General features: G+C 36.5%; 28 protein-coding genes. 20 read left to right on the plus strand and 8 right to left on the minus strand.

The window, feature by feature from the left end:
- Nucleotides 1-22 precede the first annotated feature (22 nt).
- Nucleotides 23-1285: a glutamyl-tRNA reductase gene (gene hemA / locus GTH25_RS09410; protein ID WP_075671011.1), complete on the minus strand. Its 1263-nt coding sequence runs from the start codon at nt 1283-1285 to the stop codon at nt 23-25.
- A gap of 240 nt (nt 1286-1525) precedes the next feature.
- Between hemA and lolB the strand changes: the two genes are divergently transcribed.
- The 3 genes from lolB to prs all read left to right on the plus strand — a co-directional run bounded on the left by lolB (nt 1526) and on the right by prs (nt 4071).
- Nucleotides 1526-2164, plus strand: coding sequence for a lipoprotein insertase outer membrane protein LolB (lolB, locus tag GTH25_RS09415; RefSeq protein WP_075671009.1), 639 nt, complete (start codon nt 1526-1528; stop codon nt 2162-2164).
- On the plus strand, nt 2161-3036 hold the full coding sequence (gene ispE, locus GTH25_RS09420; protein WP_109419814.1) for a 4-(cytidine 5'-diphospho)-2-C-methyl-D-erythritol kinase: 876 nt from the start codon (nt 2161-2163) through the stop codon (nt 3034-3036). Before lolB ends, ispE begins: the two co-directional genes overlap by 4 nt.
- 87 nt (nt 3037-3123) lie before the next feature.
- Complete coding sequence (gene prs, locus GTH25_RS09425) at nt 3124-4071, plus strand: ribose-phosphate diphosphokinase (protein ID WP_036912921.1); 948 nt, start codon at nt 3124-3126, stop codon at nt 4069-4071.
- 236 nt (nt 4072-4307) lie between these two features.
- Here the strand turns inward: prs and ychH are convergent, their stop codons facing one another.
- Nucleotides 4308-4586 (minus strand): stress-induced protein YchH, encoded by a 279-nt coding sequence (gene ychH, locus GTH25_RS09430; protein ID WP_075671005.1) that lies wholly within the window; start codon nt 4584-4586, stop codon nt 4308-4310.
- 344 nt (nt 4587-4930) lie between these two features.
- Here ychH and pth point away from each other — a divergent pair, with 344 nt between their 5' ends.
- Both pth and ychF read left to right on the plus strand, forming a co-directional pair.
- Nucleotides 4931-5515, plus strand: a complete 585-nt coding sequence (pth, locus tag GTH25_RS09435) for an aminoacyl-tRNA hydrolase (RefSeq protein WP_036912918.1) — start codon at nt 4931-4933, stop codon at nt 5513-5515.
- Between the two features lie 184 nt (nt 5516-5699).
- On the plus strand, nt 5700-6791 hold the full coding sequence (gene ychF / locus GTH25_RS09440; RefSeq protein WP_072064039.1) for a redox-regulated ATPase YchF: 1092 nt from the start codon (nt 5700-5702) through the stop codon (nt 6789-6791).
- Nucleotides 6792-6889: 98 nt separating this feature from the next.
- Here the strand turns inward: ychF and GTH25_RS09445 are convergent, their stop codons facing one another.
- The 3 genes from GTH25_RS09445 to GTH25_RS09455 are packed head-to-tail and all read right to left on the minus strand — an operon-like array spanning nt 6890 to nt 8690.
- Nucleotides 6890-7957, minus strand: coding sequence for a hypothetical protein (locus GTH25_RS09445; RefSeq protein WP_164530517.1), 1068 nt, complete (start codon nt 7955-7957; stop codon nt 6890-6892).
- A gap of 42 nt (nt 7958-7999) precedes the next feature.
- Nucleotides 8000-8389, minus strand: a complete 390-nt coding sequence (locus tag GTH25_RS09450) for a pentapeptide repeat-containing protein (protein ID WP_164530518.1) — start codon at nt 8387-8389, stop codon at nt 8000-8002.
- A gap of 55 nt (nt 8390-8444) precedes the next feature.
- The gene (locus GTH25_RS09455) at nt 8445-8690 is read right to left on the minus strand and encodes a hypothetical protein (protein WP_164530519.1); all 246 of its coding nucleotides are present in this window, start codon (nt 8688-8690) and stop codon (nt 8445-8447) included.
- Between the two features lie 495 nt (nt 8691-9185).
- On the opposite strand from GTH25_RS09455, the gene budA reads away from it, so the two are divergent.
- The 12 genes from budA to lhgO all read left to right on the plus strand — a co-directional run bounded on the left by budA (nt 9186) and on the right by lhgO (nt 21498).
- A complete protein-coding gene (gene budA, locus GTH25_RS09460) occupies nt 9186-10013 on the plus strand; it encodes an acetolactate decarboxylase (protein ID WP_075671001.1) in 828 nt (275 codons plus the stop codon).
- Nucleotides 10014-10080: 67 nt separating this feature from the next.
- Complete coding sequence (gene alsS, locus GTH25_RS09465; RefSeq protein ID WP_099660339.1) at nt 10081-11760, plus strand: acetolactate synthase AlsS; 1680 nt, start codon at nt 10081-10083, stop codon at nt 11758-11760.
- 361 nt (nt 11761-12121) lie between these two features.
- Nucleotides 12122-12550 (plus strand): PPC domain-containing DNA-binding protein, encoded by a 429-nt coding sequence (locus GTH25_RS09470; protein WP_075670997.1) that lies wholly within the window; start codon nt 12122-12124, stop codon nt 12548-12550.
- A gap of 76 nt (nt 12551-12626) precedes the next feature.
- On the plus strand, nt 12627-13208 hold the full coding sequence (locus GTH25_RS09475) for an ECF transporter S component (protein WP_075670995.1): 582 nt from the start codon (nt 12627-12629) through the stop codon (nt 13206-13208).
- Between the two features lie 2 nt (nt 13209-13210).
- A complete protein-coding gene (locus GTH25_RS09480) occupies nt 13211-13915 on the plus strand; it encodes an energy-coupling factor transporter transmembrane component T (protein WP_075670993.1) in 705 nt (234 codons plus the stop codon).
- Nucleotides 13906-14751: an energy-coupling factor ABC transporter ATP-binding protein gene (locus GTH25_RS09485; protein ID WP_164530520.1), complete on the plus strand. Its 846-nt coding sequence runs from the start codon at nt 13906-13908 to the stop codon at nt 14749-14751. The genes GTH25_RS09480 and GTH25_RS09485 overlap by 10 nt, the downstream gene beginning before the upstream one ends.
- Entirely contained in the window at nt 14735-15556 is an 822-nt protein-coding gene (locus tag GTH25_RS09490; protein WP_099660338.1) for an energy-coupling factor ABC transporter ATP-binding protein, read from the plus strand. Before GTH25_RS09485 ends, GTH25_RS09490 begins: the two co-directional genes overlap by 17 nt.
- A 68-nt stretch (nt 15557-15624) precedes the next feature.
- Nucleotides 15625-16137, plus strand: coding sequence for a DedA family protein (locus tag GTH25_RS09495; RefSeq protein WP_099660337.1), 513 nt, complete (start codon nt 15625-15627; stop codon nt 16135-16137).
- Nucleotides 16138-16551: 414 nt separating this feature from the next.
- Nucleotides 16552-17586 (plus strand): TAXI family TRAP transporter solute-binding subunit, encoded by a 1035-nt coding sequence (locus tag GTH25_RS09500; RefSeq protein ID WP_075670985.1) that lies wholly within the window; start codon nt 16552-16554, stop codon nt 17584-17586.
- A gap of 12 nt (nt 17587-17598) precedes the next feature.
- Nucleotides 17599-19566, plus strand: a complete 1968-nt coding sequence (locus tag GTH25_RS09505) for a TRAP transporter permease (protein WP_159364036.1) — start codon at nt 17599-17601, stop codon at nt 19564-19566.
- The gene (locus GTH25_RS09510) at nt 19567-20280 is read left to right on the plus strand and encodes a FadR/GntR family transcriptional regulator (RefSeq protein WP_075670981.1); all 714 of its coding nucleotides are present in this window, start codon (nt 19567-19569) and stop codon (nt 20278-20280) included.
- A 15-nt stretch (nt 20281-20295) separates the two neighbouring features.
- Nucleotides 20296-21498, plus strand: coding sequence for an L-2-hydroxyglutarate oxidase (lhgO, locus tag GTH25_RS09515; protein WP_164530521.1), 1203 nt, complete (start codon nt 20296-20298; stop codon nt 21496-21498).
- A gap of 68 nt (nt 21499-21566) precedes the next feature.
- On the opposite strand, the gene GTH25_RS09520 is transcribed toward lhgO, so the two are convergent.
- The gene (locus tag GTH25_RS09520; RefSeq protein ID WP_156734451.1) at nt 21567-22445 is read right to left on the minus strand and encodes a LysR substrate-binding domain-containing protein; all 879 of its coding nucleotides are present in this window, start codon (nt 22443-22445) and stop codon (nt 21567-21569) included.
- Nucleotides 22446-22616: 171 nt separating this feature from the next.
- Between GTH25_RS09520 and bla the strand changes: the two genes are divergently transcribed.
- Nucleotides 22617-23513: a class A beta-lactamase gene (gene bla, locus GTH25_RS09525; RefSeq protein ID WP_075670977.1), complete on the plus strand. Its 897-nt coding sequence runs from the start codon at nt 22617-22619 to the stop codon at nt 23511-23513.
- A 181-nt stretch (nt 23514-23694) separates the two neighbouring features.
- Entirely contained in the window at nt 23695-23919 is a 225-nt protein-coding gene (locus GTH25_RS09530) for a hypothetical protein (protein ID WP_075670975.1), read from the plus strand.
- Between the two features lie 102 nt (nt 23920-24021).
- Here GTH25_RS09530 and GTH25_RS09535 read toward each other — a convergent pair whose 3' ends face one another.
- Nucleotides 24022-24486, minus strand: coding sequence for an Lrp/AsnC family transcriptional regulator (locus tag GTH25_RS09535; RefSeq protein ID WP_023582027.1), 465 nt, complete (start codon nt 24484-24486; stop codon nt 24022-24024).
- A gap of 161 nt (nt 24487-24647) precedes the next feature.
- On the opposite strand from GTH25_RS09535, the gene GTH25_RS09540 reads away from it, so the two are divergent.
- Nucleotides 24648-25259 carry a LysE family translocator gene (locus GTH25_RS09540; protein WP_075670973.1) on the plus strand — a complete coding sequence of 204 codons (612 nt, stop codon included), beginning with the start codon at nt 24648-24650 and terminating at the stop codon, nt 25257-25259.
- 56 nt (nt 25260-25315) lie between these two features.
- Here the strand turns inward: GTH25_RS09540 and GTH25_RS09545 are convergent, their stop codons facing one another.
- Nucleotides 25316-25885 carry a HutD/Ves family protein gene (locus GTH25_RS09545; protein WP_099660334.1) on the minus strand — a complete coding sequence of 190 codons (570 nt, stop codon included), beginning with the start codon at nt 25883-25885 and terminating at the stop codon, nt 25316-25318.
- Between the last annotated feature and the right edge of the window lie 73 nt (nt 25886-25958).

Here is a 25958-nt window from a genome sequence, read left to right on the forward strand (position 1 = left end):
ATTAAGATCCTGTTAGACAAAGTTAATTATGGGTAATACCCAAACTTTCACGTAATAGATTCAGGCGTTCAATATCACCATCACTGGCAGCCTGTTGAAGAGATTTTGTTGGTGTGTGAATAAGACGATTCATCAATTGATGAGAGAGCTGTTGGATGACTTTTTCTGCATCCGCTCCGTTTTGTATCAATGTGATGGCTTTTTCTGTCATTTCTGCACGTAACATTTCAGCGCTGTCTCGATATTCTCGAATTGCACCCACAGCACCTTGTGCTCGTAGCCAATCCATGAATTGCCCACTTTCTTGCTGGACAATGTGTTCTGCTTGAATCGCAGCAGCTTGGCGTTGTTCACGGTTATGTTGAATAATCGCTTCTAAATCATCAACGCTATAAAGATAAACGTTATTAAGCTTTTCGACATCTTGTTCAATATCACGAGGAACCGCGATATCCACCAGCAACATTGGTTGATTACGGCGCTTTTTAAGCGCTCTTTCAACCATTCCCTTACCAATAATCGGTAATGGACTTGCTGTAGAACTAATGACAATATCAGCCTGTGCAAGACATTCATCAATATCTGATAATGTAATGACTTCAGCATCAACTTCATTTGCTAAACGCTGAGCACGTTCTTTTGTTCGATTAGCAATAATGATTTTTTTGACTTGATGTTCACGAAGATGGCGAGCCACTAATTCTATTGTCTCACCGGCTCCCACTAATAAAATAGTCAAAGAAGATAACGATTCAAAGATTTGACGCGCTAATGTACAAGCTGCAAAAGCAACAGAAACTGCGTTAGCACCAATTTGAGTCTCTGTTCTCACTCTTTTCGCAACTGAAAAAGATTTCTGAAACAGGCGTTCCAGCTCTGAAGAGAGCGAGTGATAATTTTGAGAATCAGCAAAGGCTTTTTTAACTTGCCCTAAAATTTGAGGTTCACCTAATACGAGAGAATCTAAACCGCTTGCCACTCGCATTAAATGACTGACAGCTTGATTATCTTGATGCCAATAAACACTGCTTTTCAGTTCATTTGGCTCTATTTGGTGATATTGACATAACCAGCGAATAAGCTGTTCATGGCTATTTTCTTTATCTTCCATACTAAGATAGAGCTCAGTACGGTTACAAGTAGACAGCACGACACCACCTCTGACAGCGGGTTGCTGTAAGAGGTTATTTAAGGCATCACCCATGGTATCGGGAGAAAAAGAGACTTTCTCACGTAAAGCAACGGGGGCTGTTTTATGATTAATACCTAATGCTAATAACGTCATATCAACTATATCGAGTTATGAATAAATACCGCCTCGCGACTTGACTTAGTGTAAACCTAAAACAGCGCATTTAGTATGGACTCTTCATTTCCGCCATTCTACTTGATGAACAGATTCAATAAAAGAGCTTACTTGAGTGATAGGAGATTTCTATACACAATTTAACGAAATATCGTTATATCATAAGGTTTATGATACTCTTTTTTTCAACTAATAACGAATTAAAGGAATGTCTCAGCTATGCGTTCACGCTTTTTTTCAACCAAACAATTGCTGCGCCTTATCCCGCTAACAGCGTTGTTGCTGAGTGCCTGTAATCTAAATCAGATAAAAACTCAAGGCTCGGCATCTGATAACGATATGCAATGGCAAGCTCGCCAACAAGCATTAAAGAAAATTTCACAATATGAAACCCGAGGCGCTTTTGCTTATATCGAAGATACAAACAAAACCTATGCTCGATTCTATTGGCAAGACAGAGCCGATGAGCGTTATCGCTTATTGCTTACCAATCCTTTAGGCACAACAGAACTCGATTTAAATGTCATGCCTGGAGTAATTGAAGTTACCGATAATAATGGTAAAAAATATTATAGTAATAACCCTACTGAGATGATTTACCAGCTCACAGGTATGGTTATTCCACTGAAAAATCTTCGTGCTTGGCTCATCGGTTTACCGGGTGATGCAACTGATTTCGCGTTAGATGCTAATCACTTACTAAAATCTGTCACCTTGCCTGCCCCTGAAGGCGATTGGATTGTAACTTACCAAGCTTATGATTCAAGTACCACCCCCAACCTGCCACAACGCCTTGAATTAAAACAAGGTGAACGCACTATCAAATTAAAAATGGATAACTGGGATATACAGCAATGACACTAAGTTGGCCTTCTCCTGCCAAATTAAATCTTTTTCTCTACATCACGGGGAAACGCCCTGATGGTTATCATAATTTACAAACGTTATTTCAATTTTTAGATTATGGCGACACACTCACTATTACACCTCGTGATGATACCCAGTTAACTATCTTGACGCCGATTGATGGCGTAGAAGATAAAGATAATTTAATTATTAAAGCCGCTAAATTGCTTCGTGATTATTGTCAGCAACATAATATTCCTTTGCAGTATCACGGTGCAGATATCAGTATTGATAAAAAACTTCCTATGGGAGGTGGCTTAGGTGGAGGTTCTTCTAACGCAGCAACGACATTAATTGCACTTAATTACCATTGGCAGGCCGGATTAAGTGACGAAACCTTAGCCGAATTAGGTGTAAGTTTAGGTGCGGATGTTCCTGTTTTTGTAAAAGGTCATGCTGCATTTGCCGAAGGCGTTGGTGAAATTTTGACCCCTGCAGAACCAAAAGAACAATGGTATTTGGTCGCACACCCCGGAATTTCCATTCCAACACCGACAATCTTCACAGATCCAGAATTAAAACGTAATTCTCCTATTCGCTCTCTTGGCGCATTATTAAAGGCTCCGTTCGAAAATGACTGTGAAATGATCGCAAGAAAACGTTTTCGTGAGGTTGAATATCTGCTTTCGTGGCTGTTAGAATATGCACCGTCACGCTTAACTGGGACAGGTGCCTGTGTGTTCGGTGAGTTCGACTCACAAGTTGCCGCTAGTGAAGTGTTAGTTAACGCCCCTGAGTGGGTGCATGGATTTGTAGCGCAAGGCGCCAACATTTCTCCTCTGCATTTATTCCGCTCAAGGATACCTGTGTTATTGCACCCGTAAGATGATGTTTACAAACCTTATGTTCATAAACACGTTCTTTACTGGTCAACAATATCTCTCTCTGGACGCAAGCCTGAGGTTTTTCTCGTGCCCGATATGAAGCTTTTTGCTGGTAACGCAACCCCGGAACTGGCTCAACGTGTTGCCAACCGACTCTACACTAGCCTAGGAGACGCGGCTGTAGGTCGTTTTAGCGACGGTGAAGTCAGTGTGCAAATCAACGAAAACGTACGTGGTGGTGATGTATTTATCATTCAATCAACCTGTGCACCTACTAATGATAACTTAATGGAATTAGTGGTAATGGTTGACGCATTACGTCGAGCTTCCGCTGGTCGTATCACTGCTGTTATTCCTTACTTCGGTTATGCCCGTCAGGATCGCCGTGTTCGTTCAGCCCGTGTTCCTATTACGGCAAAAGTTGTTGCGGATTTCTTATCTAGTGTAGGCGTAGACCGTGTTTTAACCTGTGACTTACACGCAGAACAAATCCAAGGGTTCTTTGATGTACCGGTTGACAATGTCTTCGGCAGCCCGATTCTTTTAGAAGATATGCTTCAAAAAGATTTGGACAACCCTATTGTTGTTTCTCCAGATATTGGCGGTGTTGTTCGCGCTCGCGCTATCGCTAAGCTTCTGAATGACACTGATATGGCTATCATTGATAAACGCCGCCCTCGTGCTAACGTTTCTCAAGTTATGCATATTATTGGTGATGTTGCTAACCGCGACTGTATCCTTGTTGACGATATGATCGACACAGGCGGTACATTGTGTAAAGCAGCTGAAGCGCTGAAAGAACGTGGTGCTAAACGTGTATTTGCTTACGCGACTCACCCAATCTTCTCTGGTAATGCTGTTGAGAACATCAAAAGCTCTGTTATTGATGAAGTGGTTGTCTGCGATACAATTCCATTGTCAGCAGAAATCAAAGCATTAAATAAAGTCCGCTCATTGACCCTTTCTGGCATGCTGGCTGAAGCAATTCGTCGCATTAGCAATGAAGAGTCAATCTCTGCGATGTTTGAACATTAATTTGTTATAACATTCATTGCAATTTGAGATAACTAAACCCGCTATAGCCTTTGTTATAGCGGGTTTTTTGTTGTTTTTTCTCGAATAATAATTTTAGACAACAAAAAACCCGTTATCATTAAACGGGTCTATAAGTATGTATTACTACGCATAATGATAACTGTTATTCACTTAATATCAGTTATTAACTTCATTGTTATTTTTATTTAGTCTGATATTTATTTGTGATAACAACATTATGGATAACGGTGATTGTCATGACGACGATAACGTTCATCATGATTACGTAACCACCAATATCTTTCTGCTATTGTTTCTCTACCACCAATACGGGCGCCTGCTAACCAAATCAAAGCACCAATAAAGATCCCCATTAAAGATATATCTGATAAAAATTCAGGGAGTCCTAATGGGAAAATATGAGTAAGAAGCGTATAACCCAGACTACCGAGCATAACAATCATCCCCGTAGCCATACATAAATTACCAACTGCAAATGCATGTTTATATTTCATGTTGCACCTCCAAGCGCGTCGTCAGACGATTCAACAACAAAATACATCGAATAACCTTTTGTTCTTTGCAGTTATTATAGCCATAAATACTAAGAAGTTATTGTCGAAGGGATCACAACGCTCCGAAATTTATTGACAATTCTTAACAAAAAATGTGTTTTTTTCTTTCAAAAGAAGAAAATAACGCCGATTTTGTCATTTTCGCTCTTTTTGTTAAATCAAAAAAGGGAGGTTCCCTCCACTTATCATTCCCAAAAATATTCTATGTAATCTATTTTGTGCTTCTGAGCTTAGACAGGTAAACTATGGCCTTTCTTTTAAGACGATAACAGTGAAAGGCTATTGTGAGTAAAATTAAACTTATCGTCGGGTTAGCAAACCCCGGTGCAGATTATGCCCAGACTCGCCATAATGCGGGTGCTTGGTATGTTGATTTATTGGCTCAACGTCATCAACAATCTCTAAAAGAAGAGAGCAAATTCTTTGGTTATACCGCACGCATTAATTTGAATGGTAATGATGTTCGATTATTAGTGCCTACAACTTTTATGAACTTAAGTGGTAAAGCAGTACAGGCGATGGCAAATTTCTATCGTATCGAGCTTGATGAAATTTTAGTTGCACACGATGAACTCGATTTACCACCCGGTGTTGTCAAAATGAAGTTAGGTGGTGGCAATGGCGGTCATAACGGTTTAAAAGATATTCAAAGTAAGTTTGCTAATAATCCTAACTTCTATCGTTTACGCATTGGCATTGGTCACCCTGGTGATAAAAATAAAGTTGTTGGTTTTGTATTAGGTAAACCACCAATGAGTGAACAGAAACTAATTGATGACGCTATTGATGAAGCACTTTCATGCACAGACATTTTAATGCGTGATGGTTATGAGAAAGCAATAAACCGCTTGCATAGCTTTAAAGCGTAATCATTATATTGATAAATTAAGTAATTTTAATATTCAGAGGGTAAAGCTCTCCTCTTCTTTTGTGCGATTAATCCCTGATGATTTAATAAAACAGGGATTTGCTCTATAATAACGCCAAATTTTTTTAACAGCACACAACAGGAATACTCCCTCCTGTTGTTTTTATGTGACAAGGTGAACGTTTATGGGATTTAAATGTGGTATCGTCGGTCTGCCTAACGTAGGGAAATCTACACTGTTTAATGCCTTAACTAAGGCAGGTATTGAGGCAGCCAACTTCCCATTCTGTACTATCGAGCCAAACACAGGTGTTGTTCCAATGCCTGATCCTCGCTTAGATAAACTAGCTGAAATTGTTAAACCACAGCGTATTTTACCAACAACAATGGAATTTGTTGATATCGCAGGTTTAGTAAAAGGTGCATCTAAAGGTGAAGGTTTAGGTAACCAATTCCTAACAAATATTCGTGAAACTGAAGCGATTGGCCATGTGGTTCGTTGTTTTGAAAATGACAATATCATTCACGTTGCAGGAAAAGTTGATCCTGCTGAAGATATCGAAACCATTAATACTGAATTAGCCCTTTCTGACTTAGATACCTGCGAACGTGCAATGCACCGTAATCAGAAAAAAGCAAAAGGTGGCGATAAAATTGCTAAAGCAGAAATGGAAGTGTTAGAAAAATGCTTACCGCATTTAGAAAACGCAGGTATGTTACGTGCTTTAGATTTAACTGAAGAAGAAAAAGCAACTATTCGTTATTTAAGCTTCTTAACGTTAAAACCAACAATGTATATTGCAAACGTTAATGAAGATGGTTTTGAAAATAACCCATATCTTGAAACTGTTCGCAAAATCGCAGAAGCAGAAGGCTCTGTAGTTGTTCCTGTTTGTGCTGCTATCGAAGCAGATATTGCTGAGCTAGAAGATGCAGAACGTGAAGAGTTTATGCAAGATTTAGGCATTGAAGAGCCTGGCTTAAACCGTGTAATTCGCGCAGGTTACTCATTACTGAACTTACAAACCTACTTCACTGCTGGCGTTAAAGAAGTACGTGCATGGACAATCCCTGTAGGTGCAACAGCACCACAAGCAGCAGGTAAAATCCACACTGACTTTGAGAAAGGCTTTATCCGTGCTCAAACTATCGCTTATAACGATTTTATTACTTACGGTGGTGAACAAGGCGCTAAAGAAGCAGGGAAAATGCGTGCAGAAGGTAAAGAGTATATCGTTCAAGACGGCGATGTAATGAACTTCTTATTTAATGTCTAAATTTTTTCCTTCATAATAACAAACCACGTAAATAGAGGAAAACTCAAATACGTGGTTTTCTATTAAGTAATAAGATAAAAGATATATTCCATTTTTTCTTAAGATGAGTATTTATCTTTATCACTTTGCCAATGTAAAGGTATTATTTTCTGATAAATCGATTCAAAATGTTTTTTAGCATGTTTTTTCATTTTCAATAAAGTATCTTTAATTTCAGAATACTTCTCCATATCATATTCAGAAAATGCATCAATCCATTCCGGATATTTACTGCCCATTAATTCTATATTTAATTCATTTGCTTTATTTATTAATGCACATGCATAATTTAATATAGGTTGATAGTATTCTTTTTTATATACATCAAAAACAAATTCATATACAAAATCAATAAATAATATGGCAAGACTCAGTAAATATTTAGATTTTTCTTTATTATCTAACAACGTCAATTCAAAAACCTTACAAATATCTTCATAATGTTCTGGTTTAAGTGAAATACCTTCTTTTGCATCTTCAGGAATGAGTAATAACTTTTCAAATATTATTGATATATCTTTATACTTTTCCGTATCAAGAAAATCTTCCTGAAAGGTGATAGGTATGTCCATCCATTTTGATTGGAATTGTTTTTGATAGTCACCAAGATTAAGTAACGATAAAAACTTATCAAATTTAACTTTATTAACAGACATATTATAATTATTTTTAAAAACTTTAAAAAATTTATTAAATAAAATTTCAGCATTGATATAATCGTTTTTTTTATACTTCCTATCAACATAAAGAAAATACTTATTCCACTTTACATCACACCCCATATGATTATTAAATAGCATTTTGGTTATATTTTTATGATTAATTATTATAGCCTTATCTTCACTAACAAGAATGTAATTATTATACTCTTCACTTCTCCAGTTAATACGATAATACCCGTTACTAAAATTATTTTTCCCCACAAAAGGCTTTACTTCATCAAGTTCAAGATATCTGTCATATAAAACTCTAGCTTTCTCTTTTATTTTTTCATTACCATGATAAAGTGATAAAGTCATTAATTTAATAAAACTACCATTTTTATTTAACATGAAATCTTTTAATTCTTGAATATTGTAAAAATCAGAAAGAAGATTTAAATAAGTCATTATGTACTTATCTTCCATATAAAAATCAAAATCTTTCCCTTGTTTATTCGCACATTTTATTTAAAATAACTTCTTAATAAATTTAGAAATAGTTTCATCTTCCACACAAAACTTCATACTTATAAGATTTTTAATTATTGAATCTATAGGAACTTCGTTCGTCATCTCAGCTACATTTATTTTTTTTATAATATCTTTAATAAGAGATACTTTTATTTCTTTATATTTATCACTTATAGTTTTAATAATCTCAAATGGCGAGTTTTTATAGCGTTCCTCATTTAAATGATAATTTAAACTCTGACTGTCAGAGAAATATATCGTTGCTCCATCAAGTGTTGCATTTGAAAAATCGGTTAGATATTCTCCAGCAACAATCTTAATTTTAGCATTAGTCAAATCAGCGCCTTTATATATTGCACCATCTATATTTACATCACTTAAGTCCACACCTTTTAGACATGAATTGGAAAAGTCGATATTTACATTCTTAATATCAAAATCTTTAATTGGTTTTTTTAATTGCTTCCAACCTTTGAAATAACATTTTATATTTACTTTCTTTTTGTTTATAAAAAAGACTATCACCATTATTTTTTTGTATTTTCATTGTAGTTATTTTCATTTTTATTGCTAATAATTTAGTTGCAAAAGAAAAATTGCTCTCTGTTGGGTTGTTTTTTGCCAAATCAACAGCAGACAAACTATTCCCAGCAATACGAGAACTCAGATATAAATATATATTATTCAAAACTCCTCCTAAAAAGCTTAAAAAATACAATATAATATAATCAAAAATTATTGAATCACTATATTATTTCTAATTACTTATACTTTAAAAAAGCAACCAAATTAGCAAATTGAAGCTTTATAATTTCCTTCTTCTAAAATAAAACAACCACAATTAGATTTTTCGTTCTAAAAATTGTAGAAATCATGATGAAAAATTTACCTATCCACACAAATGGTTCGATTTTAAAATCATAAAATCAACTATTTTAAACTTTGCTTTGATATAAAAAAGTTTAATAAAACCCATCAATAACAAATTAAATATCAGAACGACTTAACTTAATAAGGTTTATTAAACCACACAAAAAAATAATCTATACTTATTTTTTAAGTATACAACTATCACACACTATTCAATAACAATTAAAACATTTGAAAAATTTATGTATTGATTTAATAATAAATTTGATAGTCAATCAATGGTTATCTTTATTTAATAAGGATCGGTTTTATTATGAACAGCAGTCTTAAATATAACATGCGAGATAATAGCGATATCAAACAAAATAAAGAGAGTGGTTGCCAATGTGGGCAAGAAATAATAAACAACTTAAATAATTATATTAATAATCATCCCGAATGTACTATTTATCAAAATTCATTAATGAGTAGTTTAATTGCGGGTGTATATGACAGTGATATCACTATTGCTGATTTATTAAAGCATGGTGATTTCGGTTTAGGAACGTTCAATCAACTTGATGGTGAATTAGTTGCATTCGACAGTAATGTTTTTCAGCTACGCTCTGATGGTAGTGCGCGAAAGGCATTAAATTCTCAAAAATCACCTTTTGCTGTAATGACATTTTTTAATTGTGATATTGAACATCACTTTTCTTATGGTGCATCACAAAAAGAAATACACAATGTAATTAATCAATATGTTCCTTCCGATAATTTATTTTGTGCAATCAGAATTGAAGGCGAATTTGAATTAGTTAAAACACGCACCGTTCCTCGCCAAGAGCCTCCCTACCTTCCGATGTTAGAGGCTATCGAAAATCAGCCTATTTTTAACTTTCACAATGAAACAGGAGTTATTGCAGGTTTTCGCTCCCCACAATTTACTCAAGGGATCACTGTTGCGGGATTTCATGAGCATTATATTAATCAACAACGCCAAGGTGGTGGTCATGTTCTTGATTACTATTTAAAAAAGGGCACATTACAAATCGGAATCATTTCTCGCCTTACCATTGATTTACCCAGCCAATCCGCTTTTCTACAAGCTAACTTAATGCCAGACAATCTCCATCAAGCAATAGAAAAAGCCGAAAATTAATTTAAAAGTCGCTTCATTTTATTCTCAATCCAATTTTTTATTCACTTGCAAAATCAAAGAAGGCTATATGAATACTCCTCATTGGAAATGTGGTGCAGATTTAGTTGTCAAACAATTAGAACAACATGGCATTAAGCAAGTATTTGGTATTCCGGGTGCAAAAATTGATCGTGTATTTGATTCTCTTGTTGATTCCAGCATTGAAACAGTGGTTGTTCGCCATGAAGCTAATGCCGCATTTATGGCTGCCGCGGTTGGTCGTTTAACCGGTAAAGCGGGAGTGGCTATCGCAACATCAGGTCCGGGATGCTCTAATCTTGCCACAGGCATTGCAACAGCAACGTCTGAAGGTGATCCATTAGTTGCGTTGGGAGGATCAGTAAAATCCTCCGATAGATTAAAACTGGTTCATCAAAGCATGGATACCGTTACCATGTTTAATCCAATTACTAAATTTTGTGCTGAAATTGATTCTTCAAAATCAATTTCCGAAACTATGGCTAATGCCTTTCGCCATGCAGAATCAGGAAGACCGGGCTCCGCTTTTTTAACTTTTCCAATGGATATTTTAAATAATGAAGTTAGTAGCCCAATATTAGTACCTAAATCAAAATCCAATATTGGTAGTGCAAATAATGATGCCATCCAAGAAGCTGTTAAATTACTGCTGAATGCCAAAAGCCCTGTTATTTTATTAGGACTACAAGCTAGTTACCCTGAAAATGCATTAGCATTACAAAAACTACTTGATACTTGCCCTCTTCCGATTGTGGGTACTTATCAATCAGCAGGTGCGATTGCTCAGCGTCATTTTCCTTTATTTGCTGGTCGTATTGGTTTATTTAATAATCAACCGGGCGATGAGTTATTATCTCACGCTGATTTAGTCATAACTCTGGGCTATAGCCCTATCGAATATGAGCCGTCATTATGGAATCATAATAATGCCAATATTATTCATATAGATGAGATCCCCGCTGAAATTGATTTAGCTTACTGCCCTGATTTAGAATTAACAGGCAATATCAAATTAACAATTGATAATTTAACTCGTTATTTTGCTAAACGATCTACATCTCAAATTATACTCTCAAATAATACTAGTCAGGTTTTAGAGAAAATTCGTCACCAAAGAGAAATTTTGCAACAAAATAGTTATTTTCGGCATGGTTCTCCTATTCACCCTTTAACCATCATCCATGAGATGCAAAATATTATTGATAACGATGTAACACTCTGCATTGATATGGGGAGTTTCCATATATGGCTCGCTCGTTACCTCTATAGTTTTAGAGCAAGACAAATGCTGATTTCAAATGGACAACAAACAATGGGTGTTGCATTACCTTGGGGAATTGGCGCTTCTTTTGTTCGACCATCCGATAAAATTATTTCTGTTTCTGGTGATGGTGGTTTTATGCAATCGTCCATGGAATTAGAAACTGCGGTTCGTTTAAACACCAATATTTTGCATATTATTTGGGTGGACAACGCCTATAATATGGTAGAAATGCAAGAGCAAGAAAAATATGGTCGTTATTCTGGTGTAAAATTTGGGGCAATTGATTTTAAACGTTACGCTGAATCCTTTGGCGCTAAAGGATTTTCTGTTGAATGTGCTTCTCAATTACGTACTGTGTTACATGAAGCAATGGTTGTTGATGGCCCTGCGGTACTTGCTATCCCTGTTGACTATCGAGATAACGCTAAACTAATGGAACATATTGATTACAATTTAATTATTTAGTGTATTTTAAACTCATCATATAAAAGCCCCCAGCAATATAAAATATCACTGAGGGCTTTCTAATGTAGCTCTACTGTTTGTTTTTATTTAAATATTCAGTGACATGAGTTTCAATATTTTTACACTCACTCCTTAGCAAATTTATTTTCCTGATTGGATATTTATATCTACAACTTCACTCTCGAATAGTAATAAAGTCTATTCTGTATTTTTGCTAGCCCCACCTGATACAGGTCCAATCTTTTCTTTCTTGAAAAATAAACCTAAAATAACAATGATTAGCGAAATAATTAATCTTTTACTTATTTGATTTAAGTATCTCTTTTCCTATTTACACCCGTCAATCGTTTAGGATAACACCATGCTACAATCACCTCATCTTTCTTCTCATGCTCGATTTATTGCACTTCGCCTTCTCCCTAATGAGGATGTGATTATGGCATTACGACAGATTATTAAAGAACAAAATCTGAAATCGGCATTTATTGCAGGTTGTGTGGGAAGTTTAACAGATGTGGTATTACGCTTTGCAGGTCGCGAAGAAAATCGCTATCTTACAGGTAAATTTGAAATTGTTTCACTGATTGGAACATTAGATGACCAAGGTGAACATTTGCATTTAGCGGTTTCAGATGAAAATGGATTAATGTGTGGTGGACATATGATGCCAGGTTGTACAGTGCGCACGACGCTAGAGCTCGTTATTGGTGAGTTAGAGCAAGTGACTTTTAGCCGTCAGCCTTGTGAACACTCTGGTTATGAGGAGTTGGTCATCACACCGCGTAAATAGCCTTTTTATAAAAAAGCGCTATTTATGCAAAATAATAAAACCAATAGTCACTATCCTTTGTAAAGGTTTTTAAACTATGTCTACAACTCCTCAAATTTCGAGCCGTACTCTTGTGCTCATTGTTGTTTCTATTGCAATAAATATGATCGGTGGTCAAATCACCTCTATGGTCAAACTTCCTATCTTTTTAGACTCTATTGGCACTCTTATCTGTGCATTATTAGGTGGACCGTGGGTTGCATTATTTACTGGATTATTAACCAACCTATTATGGGGGTTAATTAGTGGGCCAATGGCAGCCGCATTTGCACCTGTTGCCATGATGATAGGATTAAGTGCAGGTTTATTAGCGCGTGCAGGCGGCTTTCGCTCTTTAATTCGCGTTATTGGCTCAGGCGTTGTCATTACTTTAGCGCTGATGATTGTCGCTGTTCCAATTCGTACTTATTTATTTGGTGGTGCAACTGGAAGTGGTGCAGATTTCTTTGTCGCTTATTTCCATGCTGTTGGTGAAGGACTTATTGAATCTGTTGCAATTACTGTATTAGGTGCAAATCTTGCCGATAAAATATTATCAGCAATTATTGCTTGGTTATTAGTACGTCAATTACCACAAAGAACACAACGTAATTTCCCTGCAATAGCTAAGGTTCGCTAATAATGCATCCCTTTACCTCATTAGCATTATGGCTTTGGCTAAGTGCTAGTGTGCTTTTTTTATCATTAAGTTTACCACTGCTGATAATCAGCAGTGGTACTTTTATTAGCTTATTACTTTGGAAAGCCTCTCGCTGGCGTTGGCGCTTTATTGCATGGTTGATGATCCCAATGGCAGTAGGCTTATGGTTAGTTCATAGCGGTTGGCTTGCGTATTGGTTAACAGGCGGCATTTTAGATACCAGTAAACAAACTATGGCAATAGCACTGTGGCTAAGATTATTAGCAATAATAAGCGGTGCTCAATTGTGGTTGCAATACACTTCAACTGAACAATTTATCAGAGCCTTATTTGCTAGCCGTCTACCTATGAGCCTTTCTTATTTATTAGCAGGGCCTTTACTGCTTGTAGAACAATTACGCCAACAACTACACAATATAAGGGAAGCACAATTAGCGCGAGGTGTTCCTCTTGATGGCTCATTTTGGCAGCGTCTAATAACATTACCTGCCATTATCTTGCCACTTATTAGCCATGTGTTAAGTGATTTAACTATTCGCAGTGCTGCATTAGATATGCGAGGATTTCGTATTATCAAAAATCGCACCACACTATCTCCTCCTGCCGATAGCCAGCTACAAGAGGTGCTACGCTGTTTTATTTTACTGCTTATAGTTGTTGAAGGAGGTATTTGGCTATGGTACTAAATCTTCAGCAATTTAGTTTTACCCCTAAAGATAATGAGTACCCAATTATTGGTCCAATTGATTTGCAATTAAAGCAAGGGGAATGGCTTGTTGTTTTAGGTGGAAATGGCAGTGGGAAAAGTCTTCTTGCACAATTGCTCGCAGGTTGGTACCCCGATTTATTAACAGGTTCATTGCAAGGTTTGGGTGTTGTACAAAATATTGCTCTAGATAAAAGCCGATTAGTATCGCTGGCCCCTGGAAGACAACTTGTTCAACAATCCCCCCAATTACAGCTCTCTGGCTGTGCTTTTACTGTAGAGCAAGAGATTGCTTTTGGTCCTGAAAACTTAGGGCTAAGTGATAATGAAATTCGATTTCGTGTAAAAGAAGCAATGATATTAACACAATGCGACAGCTTACGTTTTCGCCACCCATCGACACTTTCAGGCGGAGAAGCTCAGAGAGTTGTGATTGCAAGTGCACTTGCTATGCACCCCAAATTATTATTACTTGATGAAGCATTTAGTCGTTTAACGCCTAATGCGACACAACAATTACAACAACGTATAAAACAATATTCAGAAGAACATAAATGCAGTGTGATTATTTTTGAACGTAGTTTATTACCTGCAATAACGCTTAGTGAACAATTTTTATTGTTAGAAGCAGGAAAAACAAAAGCAACAGGCGCCTTAGAAGATATATTTCCTTTCTTATTTTCAACAATTAATGCCACTGACTCATGGCAAGCTTTAAATTGGTTAGTTGAAAACCATTATTGGAACAAAAATATTGTAAATAACGATAAAGCTTTGCTGAAGGCTTTTAAGGAATTTTATGCTACAGCTGGATAAAGTGTCTTATCGTTGGAGCGAAGATGTTCCGCCTTGTATTTCTCAATTATCTTTAACGTTAAATCAAGGTGAATGGGTTGCACTCGTTGGTGATAATGGTGCGGGTAAATCAACTTTATTACGTTTAATTGCGGGATTATTAACCCCCAATGAAGGTGAGGTAAAACTCAATAATCAGTCATTATCTCAAATGAAAGCTGCGCAACGTGCTCAATATATTGGCGTATTATTCCAAGAGCCTGAACGACAAATATTTCATAATACAGTAGAAAAAGAAGTCGCTTTTGGTCTGAAACAACGCAAATTTTCTAAAGATGAAATTAAAAAACGTTTAGATGAAACATTAATGCTTTGTGGCTTAAGTGATGTCGTTAATGTTCATCCTTTAGATTTACATGCTGGTCAGCGCAGAATGGTTGCCGTCGCCAGTTTAAGTATTCTATCCCCTCAAATATTACTGCTTGACGAACCGACTCGCGATTTTGATGCACATTGGCTAACTTGTTTTGAAAATTGGCTTCAGGTACAAAAAACATTAGGGACATCTGTTCTTGCTATTAGCCATGATCTGGACTTTACTGCACGCCATTTTCAGCGAGTCATTCATTTATCTTCAGGTAAATTAATTGCCGATGATGTACCTGAAAAGGTATTAATGAGCTCAACATTGCAATCTCTTTCAGATATACCTGCACCTACGCTATACTCTTTAAGCCAAAAATTAAAATTACCAACTAAAAATTCCCCTATTGAATGGGCTAAAATGCTAGTTGAAATGAATGATAGTCATAAAATTAACTCATAATAATCTTAAACCTTATTTTCCCATTACTCGTAGCCATCGTTGTTTATTTCGTTACTGGAGATAATAAAATGGAAATGATCCATACTCTATTAGACTCACTGGGTCATTTATCTCCTATTACACTTTTTCTCTCCATTACCTTAATCACTGCGGGAAAATCAACTATTGGTATTTCTTCATTCTTACCTCCTGCATCTTTAATGTTGATCTTTATTTTTGGTGCCTGTTTGCCTCTTTACTCACCTATCTTTCTTTGGCTAGCAACCAGTTGTGGTGCACTATTAGGCTCGATTATTAGTTATGAATTAGGTCGCTCTATTTATCGATTTCCTCGACTCAAGGCATGGGTTAAGCGTTATCAATCAAAAATTAATCGAGTTCAGCAGTTATTAAAAAATAAGACCCTCTATATTTTATTTATCTCTCGATTCCTCGCTGTATTTCGTTATTTAACGCCTTTTAGTGCCGGCCTATTAAAACTACCCACATACGGTATTTACATCACCAGTGCTATTTCAGCATTAATTTGGTCAGCTATGTTTGTACTGATTGCAACAGGCGTACTTTCCATTGCCTTATAAGCGTTTTAATTACGACTAATTTTACTACCAATCTTTACTGCTAACTTTTATTTATCCTCTTAACACTAAAAATGGTCTATTTACCCTCCTTTTCAGCGAATTATTTAACGATTTTCTGAACCCCTGTTTTTTTCATTTTATTTTTTATTATCGATAAATAGGTTGTTTTTTAGCTTGTTTTATCGTTTCTCTAGCAAGTTATTGATATTTTCTTTTGTGTTTTATGATTATCACCATAATTATGATTAAAAATTGCATAATTACTATGCTGATCACAAATTGTTATTTTCTTGTTTTAATTTCATTACGCTACTTCACAATTTCTTAACGTTCCTTGTTTCTATAAAAGTTGTCATGTTGTATACAAGTTAGTGTGAAACATTCACCTGCGTTTTTATGTACAGGAACAACATCATGAGAATAAGAAAAACAAAACTTGCCATCGGTATTGTTGCTGTTATTGCTGTTGTCTCATTAGCAGTAATCGGCAAAAAAGAGAATGCGAATAAACAATTTCTCTCTGTAGCAACCGCTTCAACAGGAGGAACGTATTATCCGATGGGAGTGGGTTTAGCAAACGTATGGAGTACGCATCTTAAGGATAGAGGCGTTCAAGTAACTGGACAATCTTCTGCCGGTTCAATAGAAAACATCTATTTAATGCAGAAAAATGAAGCTCAACTTTCAATACTACAAAGTCTTTTAGCCGTAGAAGCCTATGAAGGCGTGCGCAATTTTGAAGGGAAACCAGAAAAAGATCTTCGTTCAATCTCTATGTTATGGCCCAATGTTGAGCACTTTGTTTTAATGGACAACAAAGTAAAAACAGGAACATTAGACGATATTCGTGCAACAAGTTTTTCTGTTGGCCCTCAAGCCAGCGGTACTGAACAATCTACAATTATTATTCTTAAAGGCGTTAATTTAACTAAGAAAGATATCACTCCAGAATATCTTGGATATGGGGATACGGTTTCTGCCATGCGGGATGGTCGCCTTGATGGTGGCGCATTACCTGCTGGTGTGCCTGCTTCAGCGGTAACGGATATGTATGCAAGTGGTGTCAGTGCAAAATTACTCGAAGTCACAGATAAGCAACTTGATGATATCAATCATGTGGCAAATTCATGGTTTCGATTTGAAATACCCGCCAACACCTACCCTCGTCAAACTGAAATGGTCAATACGATTGCTCAACCTAATATCTTAATGACCACAACCAGTATTGATAATGATTTAGTTTATGAGCTGACAAAAACCATGTTTGAGAACCTGCCTGAGGTTCATCAAGTTCATAGCGCAGCCAAGTACATCACCACAGAAAATGCATTAAAAGGCGTTTCTGTGCCATTACATTTAGGGGCTTACCGCTACTACAAAGAAATCGGATTAGAGATCCCTGATTATCTTATTCCACCAGAAGCTCAAACGCAGACTAATAATAAATAACAGGAGTGAGTTATGACTAACAATGACCACCTAACTCCGGTAGAGCCACCTGCATTAGATAAAGAAGCAAGCTCCGGCAATCGCCAACTTGCAGGTATTTACCTGAAAATTACCACAACTCTTGCAATATTAATTTCGCTTTATGCTATTTATTCCAACGCATTATCAAATACTCAAGAGTTTTACCGTAATACTATTTTTCTTAGTGGTATTTTAATTTTAGGTTTTATTTTGTTTCCATTCTCTAAGCGTTTTTCAACGCCTAAATTTAATGGATGGGATTATCTTTTTATTGCTTTAACATTAATCAGCTATGGCTACTTTTTCTTTAATTATGTTGATCTTCACGTTGTGAGAAAAAGTATTCCAAATACAACCGATTATGTCATGGCTATATTAGGAATTATTGTACTGTTTGAAGCAGCAAGAAGAACCACTGGCTACTTTATTCCAGGACTTGCCACATTTGCCATTATCTACGCTTTATTTGGTCAGTATTTTATGGGTATTTTCGGTCATGCAGGATTTTCTGTAGAAAGATTGTTATACCGTTTATTTATGACCAGTGAAGGTATCTTTGGGATCACCCTTTCAACAGCCTCGACAGCTATTGTCGTCTTTATTCTTTTTGGATCGTTCTTAAGTGTGAGTGGCGCAACAGCACTATTTAATGACTTAGCACTTGCTCTTGCGGGTCGTCGCCGTGGTGGTCCTGCTCAAGTTGCTGTTATTTCATCTGCATTAACTGGTTCATTAAGTGGAAGTGCTGTCGCCAACGTAGCGACAACGGGTACCTTTACCATTCCATTAATGAAAAGCATTGGATTATCATCTCGCTTTGCGGGTGCCGTAGAAGCAACTGCATCAACAGGCGGTATGATCATGCCACCTATTATGGGTGCTGCCGCATTTATTATGGCGGGCTTTTTGGGCATTTCTTATACTACGATTGTTATTGCCGCGATTATTCCAGCGTTGTTGTATTACGCAGCATTAATTATGGCAATTGATATCGAAGCTAAAAAACAAGGATTAAAAGGTTTAAGTAAAGAGAATATCCCACAAGTTAAAGCAGTACTAAAAGCACGTGGTTTATTATTACTGCCTTTGGTTATTGTTATTGGAACCTTATTAGTGGGTAAAACACCTATTTATGCAGGTTTCTTAGGTATTCTAACTATTATTGTTGCAAGTTGGATTACGCCTGATAAATCAGTCCGTATGACGTTAACTAAAGTGGCCGACGCCTTGGCTGAAGCGGCTCGTGGATCTGTTCAAGTGACTGTCGCTTGTGCTGCCATAGGTGTCATTATCTGTGTTGTTACAATGACAGGTATCGGTGCAACATTAGCATTTAATATTGTCTCAATGACAGATAACACATTATGGATGATCTTATTAGTCGTTATGCTGGTGTGTATTGTATTAAGTATGGGTTTACCTTCAACAGCATTATATATTGTTGTAGCTGTTACAGTGTCACCTATTTTAATTAAAGCAGGTGTAATGCCTTTAGCGGCTCACTTCTTTGTTTTCTGGTTTGGTGCATTATCCAATATTACACCACCTGTGGCATTAGCAAGTTATACTGCAGCCAGTATCGCAAGAGCCGACCCTATGCAAACATCATGGGATGCAGTCCGTTTAGCCCTTCCTGGTTTTATCATTCCATTTATCTTAGTCTATAACCCTGCTTTACTGATGCAAGGTGATAATTTAGGTGTACTTTCTATTGGATTAATGGTTATTAGTGCATTAATCGGAATTTATGCATTAAGTATCGCAACAGCAAACTTTTGGATGATTAAAACAACGTGGTTTGAGCGTATTGCATTTGCAGCGGCGGCAATTCTAATGATTAAACCGGGCTTGTATACCGACCTTTTAGGTGTCGCCTTGATCCTATTAACCGGTGCATTCCATTTATTACGGTCTAAAAAACAGTTAGCCAATATGGGACATGCATCTGGAGAAAACTAGATGATACAAAAGATCTCACGCCAAAAAGCGTCACATCAAATTCTTGAGCAGATAAAGCAAAATATTAGTAACGGGACATACCCTATTGGTGAAAAGTTACCCTCTGAAAATGTACTTGCTGACGCCTTTGGCGTCAGTCGAGTCCCCATCAGAGAAGCATTAGGTGTCTTAGAAGCCAGTGGCATTGTAACTTCACGCCAAGGGGGCGGTCGCCGTGTAATTGACCATTCTATACTCAGTAAATATGAGCCATTAGTTATGGAAATAGCTTGCCCTGAAGAGATAGATTCACTGCTTGAAATGCGTGAGGTCATTGAACATGAAGCGGCCGCTATTGCCGCTTTACGTCGAACACCAGAAGAATTACGCGCTATCGAAAACGCCCATGACGCTTTTGTTTTGGCAACAAGGCAAAACAAAAGCATTGGTCATAAAGAAGATTATCAATTTCATCGTTCGATTATGGTTGCCGCACATAACCCCTTTTTTGTCCAGATCTTAGATAACTTACACGAACTCTACCTTGGCGTATTAATGTATTCGTTAAGTAAAAACAAAGGGCGAGATACTGAAATTGAGCGAGTAATTGCAGAACATGAGGCAATTCTCGAGTCAATACGCCAACAAGATCACGATGAAACAAGCCATAGAATGCGTCTTCATTTGACCAATGTACGAGGCAAATTAAAACGCTTACAACAAGAACCCTGTTAATTTAAAATTTATAAAATGGATAATATTATGACTTATGACGTGATTATTATTGGTGCGGGATTAGTCGGATTAGGGGTTGCAAGTGCACTACAAGAAAGTCAACCTGAGCTGAAATTACTAGTGATTGATAAAGAATCTGGCCCCGCTGTTCACCAAAGTGGACATAACAGTAATGTTGTTCATTCCGGTATTTATTATACACCAGGGAGTCTTAAAGCGAGGCTAGCAAAACAAGGCAACATCACAACGTATGCATTTTGCCAACAACATAATCTCTATTATGATCGTTGTGGCAAAGTCATTGTTGCTACCAATGAAAAAGAGTTACAAGCATTAGAAAATATCTATCAACGAGGCATTGAAAACGGACTTGAAGTTATCAAAATGACTGAAGCGGAGCTTAAAGTCAGAGAGCCTTATGTCAATGGTATTGCTGCCCTATTAGTTCCTGATGCAGGTATTGTGAATTATCCCGAAATTGCAGCAAAACACGTTGAAATTATTCAATCTCGTGGCGGTGAATTTGCATTTAGACAAGCGGTCACAGCAATCAATGAAACCGATGATACTGTCACTGTTACAACATCTAATAACCAATTTACAGGCCGATGGTTAATTAATTGTGCCGGTTTATTTAGTGATCGTATTGCTAAAATGGCAGGTTATGACACAGGTATGAAAATAGTCCCATTCCGTGGTGAATATTTTATGCTTAATACTAATAAAAACTACTTAGTAAATCATCTTATCTACCCTGTTCCTAATCCTGATTTTCCTTTCTTAGGTGTACACTTTACACGCATGTATAACGGACATCGTGACGTTGGACCTAATGCGGTATTAGCTTTTAAGCGTGAAGGTTATAAAAAAAGCGATATTAACTTAAAAGATCTCGCTGAAGTTCTCACTTATAAAGGATTTTGGAAAATTGCTGGAAATTATTTAGGTGAAGGAATGGCAGAGCTTCGTCGCTCATATTCACGTAAATTATTTACCGCAAATGCACAAAAACTCATTCCTGATTTACGCGAAGCAGATATTCATCCGGGCCCTGCCGGTGTTCGAGCCCAAGCATTAACTCGTGAAGGGAAATTAGTAGATGATTTCCATTTTGTAAAAGGTAAACGTTCACTGCATGTTTGTAATGCTCCATCACCTGCTGCAACAGCGTCTATTGAAATAGGTAGAGAAATAGTAAAAGAGCATTTTTCTTTGTAATTGAAAAATATACTGTGAGTAAAAATAACAAATAGCACTGAAATTAATCAGTGCTTTTTATTTTTATATCACTCACTGCATTCTTTTAACGCTTCATTCATTAACCATTGCTGAAATATCTCCATTGATGCTGTCATTGGCTTTGATTTTAAATATGTTAGCCAATATTTTCCCATTTCAACTTCTATTTTAAAGGGTTGCACTAACTGGCCATTTTCAATTTCTCTTGAAAACATTTTGGCCGGTGCTAATGCAACGCCTCCTTCATAAATAGCGCTTTCAATCATTAAGCGTGAAGAGTCAAAAATAGAACCCGTTATTTTTATAGGCGACATATCTGCTTTTTCAAACCATTGTAACCACTCATCTTCTCGATAAGAACGATACAAGTTTTCATTTATTAAATCAGTTGGATGTTGTAAACGTTTCGCCGTACCTGATGAACACAATACCGTTAATGGTGCAGAAAATAACGTTTTGTTATGTGTTAATGGCCATAATCCTTCACCAAATCGAATAGCAAAATCTAATCCTTCAGTAGCCAAATTAACCACATTATTATTTGTTCTTAAATTTACTTCTATTCTTGGATATAACTGCCTAAATTCAGCTAACCTAGGTAATAACCATCCCACCGCAAATGTGCCGACAGCCGCAATTGAAACAACATCGCGATATTCACCACGTTCAAATTGCTTAAATACACGCTCAATATCACTAAAAGCTGTTGTTAATACAGAAAATAAAATTTGAGCATCATCCGTCATTTCTAAGCCTCTAGGCAAACGCTTAAAAAGAACAACACCAAGTCGCTCTTCTAACATTCTCACTTGTTGGCTAACAGCGCCTTGAGTGACATACAGCTCTAATGCCGCTTTGGTGAAATTAAGATGTCTTGCAGAAGCTTCAAATGCACGCAGTGCATTTAGGGGGAGATGTGTTCGCATAATATTCTTAGCCATTAGATTTTCTATAAGCTAAGGTGATTTATTATCGATTGTCAATAAATCAATTAAATAGGATATTGCACCTTATAAATAAACGGCGCTATATCTACCTAATAACTGTCTATTTATATTGAGATTTTCTTTATTAACTTAATATGAGCAACAAAGACTATGTTTAAAACAACATTTCGCCAAACAGCAGCGATCGCAGTTTCATTAATATCTCTATTAACATCACCAATGCTATGGGCTCACAACAATAATACAATTGAAGAGCAATTAAATACGCTTGAAAAATATAGCCAAGGCCGTTTAGGCGTGGCATTAATCGACACGGAAGATAACTCACAAATAACATACCGTGGTGAAGAACGCTTTGCGATGGCAAGTACAAGTAAGGTTATGGCAGTTGCTGCCGTTTTAAAAGCGAGTGAAAAACAAGCCGGATTATTAGATAAGAATATTACGATTAAAAAATCTGACTTAGTTGCTTACAGCCCTATTACAGAAAAACATTTAACAACAGGAATGACTCTGGCTGAATTAAGTGCTGCTACATTGCAATATAGCGATAATACAGCAATGAATAAGATATTAGATTATTTAGGGGGTCCAACCAAAGTCACTCAGTTTGCACGCTCAATTAATGATGTAACTTATCGCCTAGATCGTAAAGAGCCTGAATTAAATACAGCAATTCATGGTGATCCTCGTGATACAACCTCTCCAATTGCGATGGCTAAAAGTCTTCAAGCACTGACATTAGGTGATGCGCTAGGTCAATCTCAACGTCAACAACTTGTTACTTGGTTAAAAGGCAATACAACGGGTGATCACAGTATTAAAGCAGGTTTACCAAAACACTGGGTTGTTGGGGATAAAACTGGCAGTGGTGATTATGGTACAACTAACGATATTGCCGTTATTTGGCCTGAAAACCATGCACCATTAATTTTAGTCGTCTATTTCACACAACAAGAACAAGATGCAAAATACCGTAAAGATATTATTGTTAAAGCAACTGAAATTTTAACAAAAGAGTTTTCCAGTTTATCTCAAACAAAATAAGTTTCTTTATTAATAATCTAAACAAGAAATCAAACATAGTAATAGAGCTATTAATTGGCTCTATTACTACAAGCACACATAATAATATAAGTGAAATAACATACAGATAAAACAATTAGACTGTAATAAACAAGCCTAATATACTGACTTTTATTAAATGGATTTATTTTAAGGAAGTAAGATGTCTGATCTATTTGAATTAATTGGTGAATTACTATCCTGTGCAGGTCAAATCACGCTCACTCAGATCCGACTTTGTATCGTTATTCTTACCCTATTAATGTTAGTTATTGTTTCTTTATGTACTTGGTCATTTGATCTCTATTTTATTGGTGCTTCATTATTTATCTGTATGTTACTTTATACACCCGAGATATATCTGTTTATTAAAAGCTGGATAGTTTAATTTACAGTTATAAAAAAGCCTCCGTTAAATTAACTAGAGGCTTTCTCTATTAAAAATATCGTGTGATGATTTAAAATTAACTAAATCTAAATGTGTAAAAAATTAAAGTGGTAAAGCAAAACTTACTTTTACCGTTTCCATTGGTACTTCTGTTTTTATACTTTGGATGCTTGGAATTTGTGTTAAATAATCGGCATGAAAACGACGATACGTTGCCAAATCTTTAGTAACGATTCGAATAAGAGCATCACATTCGCCAGCCATTAAATGACATTCAACCACTTCAGGTAACACCTTGATAGCTTTTACAAATTCTTCAATAGTTTCAGCATCTTGTGCTCTAAACCAAATCCTTGCAAATAAAGATAACCCTGCATCAACCTTACTACCATCTAATACAGCAACATAACGAGTGATCACACCAGACTCTTCGAGTAAACGCACTCGGCGAAGACAAGGAGAAGGTGAGAGTCCAACCTCTTTTGCCAGTTCAATGTTCTGGATTTTGCCATCACGCTGAAGCACCTGCAAAATATGTTTGTCTATCTTATCTAATTTTATTGACATCAAAGATTAACCTTAATTCTATTTGTGGAATTTTATTGCCAATTAATTCTTTTTGTTAGCAACAAAGCAACCCGATTTTTTCGAAAACATCATATAATCTTTCCGCTAAATTTCACAGCAAAAACGATATTTCTCTTAAACTATCTCTATCAGGTGAAAAGATGGAATTTAACACTTTATTATTCTTCGCACTGACTGTTCTACCACTTATTTGCACGCCGGGACCCGATATTCTTTTTATCTCATCCCAAGGGCTATCTGGTGGTATGAAATCAGCATGGATTGCCAATACTGGCGTTATATCAGGCTATTTAACCCATGCGTTACTGAGTGCGTTAGGGCTTGCCGCTTTAGTATCAGCATCACCCATTTTATTTCATTTACTCAAATGGGTTGGTGTGTTCTATATTAGTTATCTTGCAGTCAAAATGTTGATATCAGCCTGCAAAAAAGGCCAACTAGCCCTAGATGCCTCAAAAACTTCACATCTATTTCGTAAAGGTTTTTTAACCAGTTTTCTTAATCCTAAAGGACTACTCGTTTATCTCGCTATTTTACCAAACTTTATTGATAATCATAATGATGTAGCAACACAATCATTGCTGTTATCTGGGATATTTATCACGACTTGCTTAATTATTTATGGTCTACTCGGCACCTTTTTTGCTTATATTGGCTTAAAAGGTGGTTTAAGTGAAAAACGTCGCCGCTATAACGATGGCATTGCAGGTGGATTACTCACTTTTGCAGCTATTAATCTGGCTTTAAATTAGCCTTAATCCTAAGCACTATTTATTATTCTAGTCAGTATTTGACCACAAAAATGCCTCTATTTAAGTGGTCGAATATCTGCCCATAATAATTGGCAATTTGTGGTTAATGGTCTTATTTCACCTTCACGAATATCAGGCAACCACCAAGCGCCCTGTCCTTTTGACAAATGCTGACAAGTCGCCCCCATTAAAGTCCATTCACCTTGAGTGACATAAATTAACCCTGCATGAGAATTAGGCAAAATAAGTGGCTGTCTTACTAAGGTCGTTTCTGCTTTCCAGCACGTCCGACGTACCATGATATTTAAGCACTTTACACCGCCTTTAATAAGTTCAGACCTAACATGAATATCACCTGAAAAATCAAAGGGTTGATAAGAATTTGTAACGGAATGACTAAGAAAGCCAGGGCTATTTAAATTGATGCCATTACCTTCTAATAGCACCATTTGCCTTTCAATGTCAGGAAACTGTCCTAATGAGCTATTCTCTTCGATAGAGGTTATACACGCTCGCCATGAAAAATCATTATTAACTGGCCAACACACAATTTCTTGTGTTGTGCCTTTTTGATTATTCCATGATATAAACGGTAACTCTTGCTGATCAAAACAACGTAGCTTCATTGTATCCTCCTGCAATATCTGGCTATCAGTCTGATAATGAGGTTAAGGATTAATCATTGGAGATTACCGTCAA

The sequence above is a fragment of the Proteus terrae subsp. cibarius genome, assembly GCF_011045835.1.
GTDB classification, from domain to species: domain Bacteria; phylum Pseudomonadota; class Gammaproteobacteria; order Enterobacterales; family Enterobacteriaceae; genus Proteus; species Proteus cibarius.

What these genes read in the sequence shown, in the direction of transcription:
- hemA (WP_075671011.1), bottom strand. Translation starts at nt 1,285, where the DNA reads ATGACGTTATTAGCATTAGGTATTAATCATAAAACAGCCCCCGTTGCT.
- lolB (WP_075671009.1), top strand. Translation starts at nt 1,526, where the DNA reads ATGCGTTCACGCTTTTTTTCAACCAAACAATTGCTGCGCCTTATCCCG.
- ispE (WP_109419814.1), top strand. Translation starts at nt 2,161, where the DNA reads ATGACACTAAGTTGGCCTTCTCCTGCCAAATTAAATCTTTTTCTCTAC.
- ychH (WP_075671005.1), bottom strand. Translation starts at nt 4,586, where the DNA reads ATGAAATATAAACATGCATTTGCAGTTGGTAATTTATGTATGGCTACG.
- ychF (WP_072064039.1), top strand. Translation starts at nt 5,700, where the DNA reads ATGGGATTTAAATGTGGTATCGTCGGTCTGCCTAACGTAGGGAAATCT.
- GTH25_RS09445 (WP_164530517.1), bottom strand. Translation starts at nt 7,957, where the DNA reads ATGGAAGATAAGTACATAATGACTTATTTAAATCTTCTTTCTGATTTT.
- budA (WP_075671001.1), top strand. Translation starts at nt 9,186, where the DNA reads ATGAACAGCAGTCTTAAATATAACATGCGAGATAATAGCGATATCAAA.
- alsS (WP_099660339.1), top strand. Translation starts at nt 10,081, where the DNA reads ATGAATACTCCTCATTGGAAATGTGGTGCAGATTTAGTTGTCAAACAA.
- GTH25_RS09470 (WP_075670997.1), top strand. Translation starts at nt 12,122, where the DNA reads ATGCTACAATCACCTCATCTTTCTTCTCATGCTCGATTTATTGCACTT.
- GTH25_RS09475 (WP_075670995.1), top strand. Translation starts at nt 12,627, where the DNA reads ATGTCTACAACTCCTCAAATTTCGAGCCGTACTCTTGTGCTCATTGTT.
- GTH25_RS09480 (WP_075670993.1), top strand. Translation starts at nt 13,211, where the DNA reads ATGCATCCCTTTACCTCATTAGCATTATGGCTTTGGCTAAGTGCTAGT.
- GTH25_RS09485 (WP_164530520.1), top strand. Translation starts at nt 13,906, where the DNA reads ATGGTACTAAATCTTCAGCAATTTAGTTTTACCCCTAAAGATAATGAG.
- GTH25_RS09490 (WP_099660338.1), top strand. Translation starts at nt 14,735, where the DNA reads ATGCTACAGCTGGATAAAGTGTCTTATCGTTGGAGCGAAGATGTTCCG.
- GTH25_RS09495 (WP_099660337.1), top strand. Translation starts at nt 15,625, where the DNA reads ATGGAAATGATCCATACTCTATTAGACTCACTGGGTCATTTATCTCCT.
- GTH25_RS09500 (WP_075670985.1), top strand. Translation starts at nt 16,552, where the DNA reads ATGAGAATAAGAAAAACAAAACTTGCCATCGGTATTGTTGCTGTTATT.
- GTH25_RS09505 (WP_159364036.1), top strand. Translation starts at nt 17,599, where the DNA reads ATGACTAACAATGACCACCTAACTCCGGTAGAGCCACCTGCATTAGAT.
- GTH25_RS09510 (WP_075670981.1), top strand. Translation starts at nt 19,567, where the DNA reads ATGATACAAAAGATCTCACGCCAAAAAGCGTCACATCAAATTCTTGAG.
- lhgO (WP_164530521.1), top strand. Translation starts at nt 20,296, where the DNA reads ATGGATAATATTATGACTTATGACGTGATTATTATTGGTGCGGGATTA.
- GTH25_RS09520 (WP_156734451.1), bottom strand. Translation starts at nt 22,445, where the DNA reads ATGCGAACACATCTCCCCCTAAATGCACTGCGTGCATTTGAAGCTTCT.
- bla (WP_075670977.1), top strand. Translation starts at nt 22,617, where the DNA reads ATGTTTAAAACAACATTTCGCCAAACAGCAGCGATCGCAGTTTCATTA.
- GTH25_RS09530 (WP_075670975.1), top strand. Translation starts at nt 23,695, where the DNA reads ATGTCTGATCTATTTGAATTAATTGGTGAATTACTATCCTGTGCAGGT.
- GTH25_RS09535 (WP_023582027.1), bottom strand. Translation starts at nt 24,486, where the DNA reads ATGTCAATAAAATTAGATAAGATAGACAAACATATTTTGCAGGTGCTT.
- GTH25_RS09540 (WP_075670973.1), top strand. Translation starts at nt 24,648, where the DNA reads ATGGAATTTAACACTTTATTATTCTTCGCACTGACTGTTCTACCACTT.
- GTH25_RS09545 (WP_099660334.1), bottom strand. Translation starts at nt 25,885, where the DNA reads ATGAAGCTACGTTGTTTTGATCAGCAAGAGTTACCGTTTATATCATGG.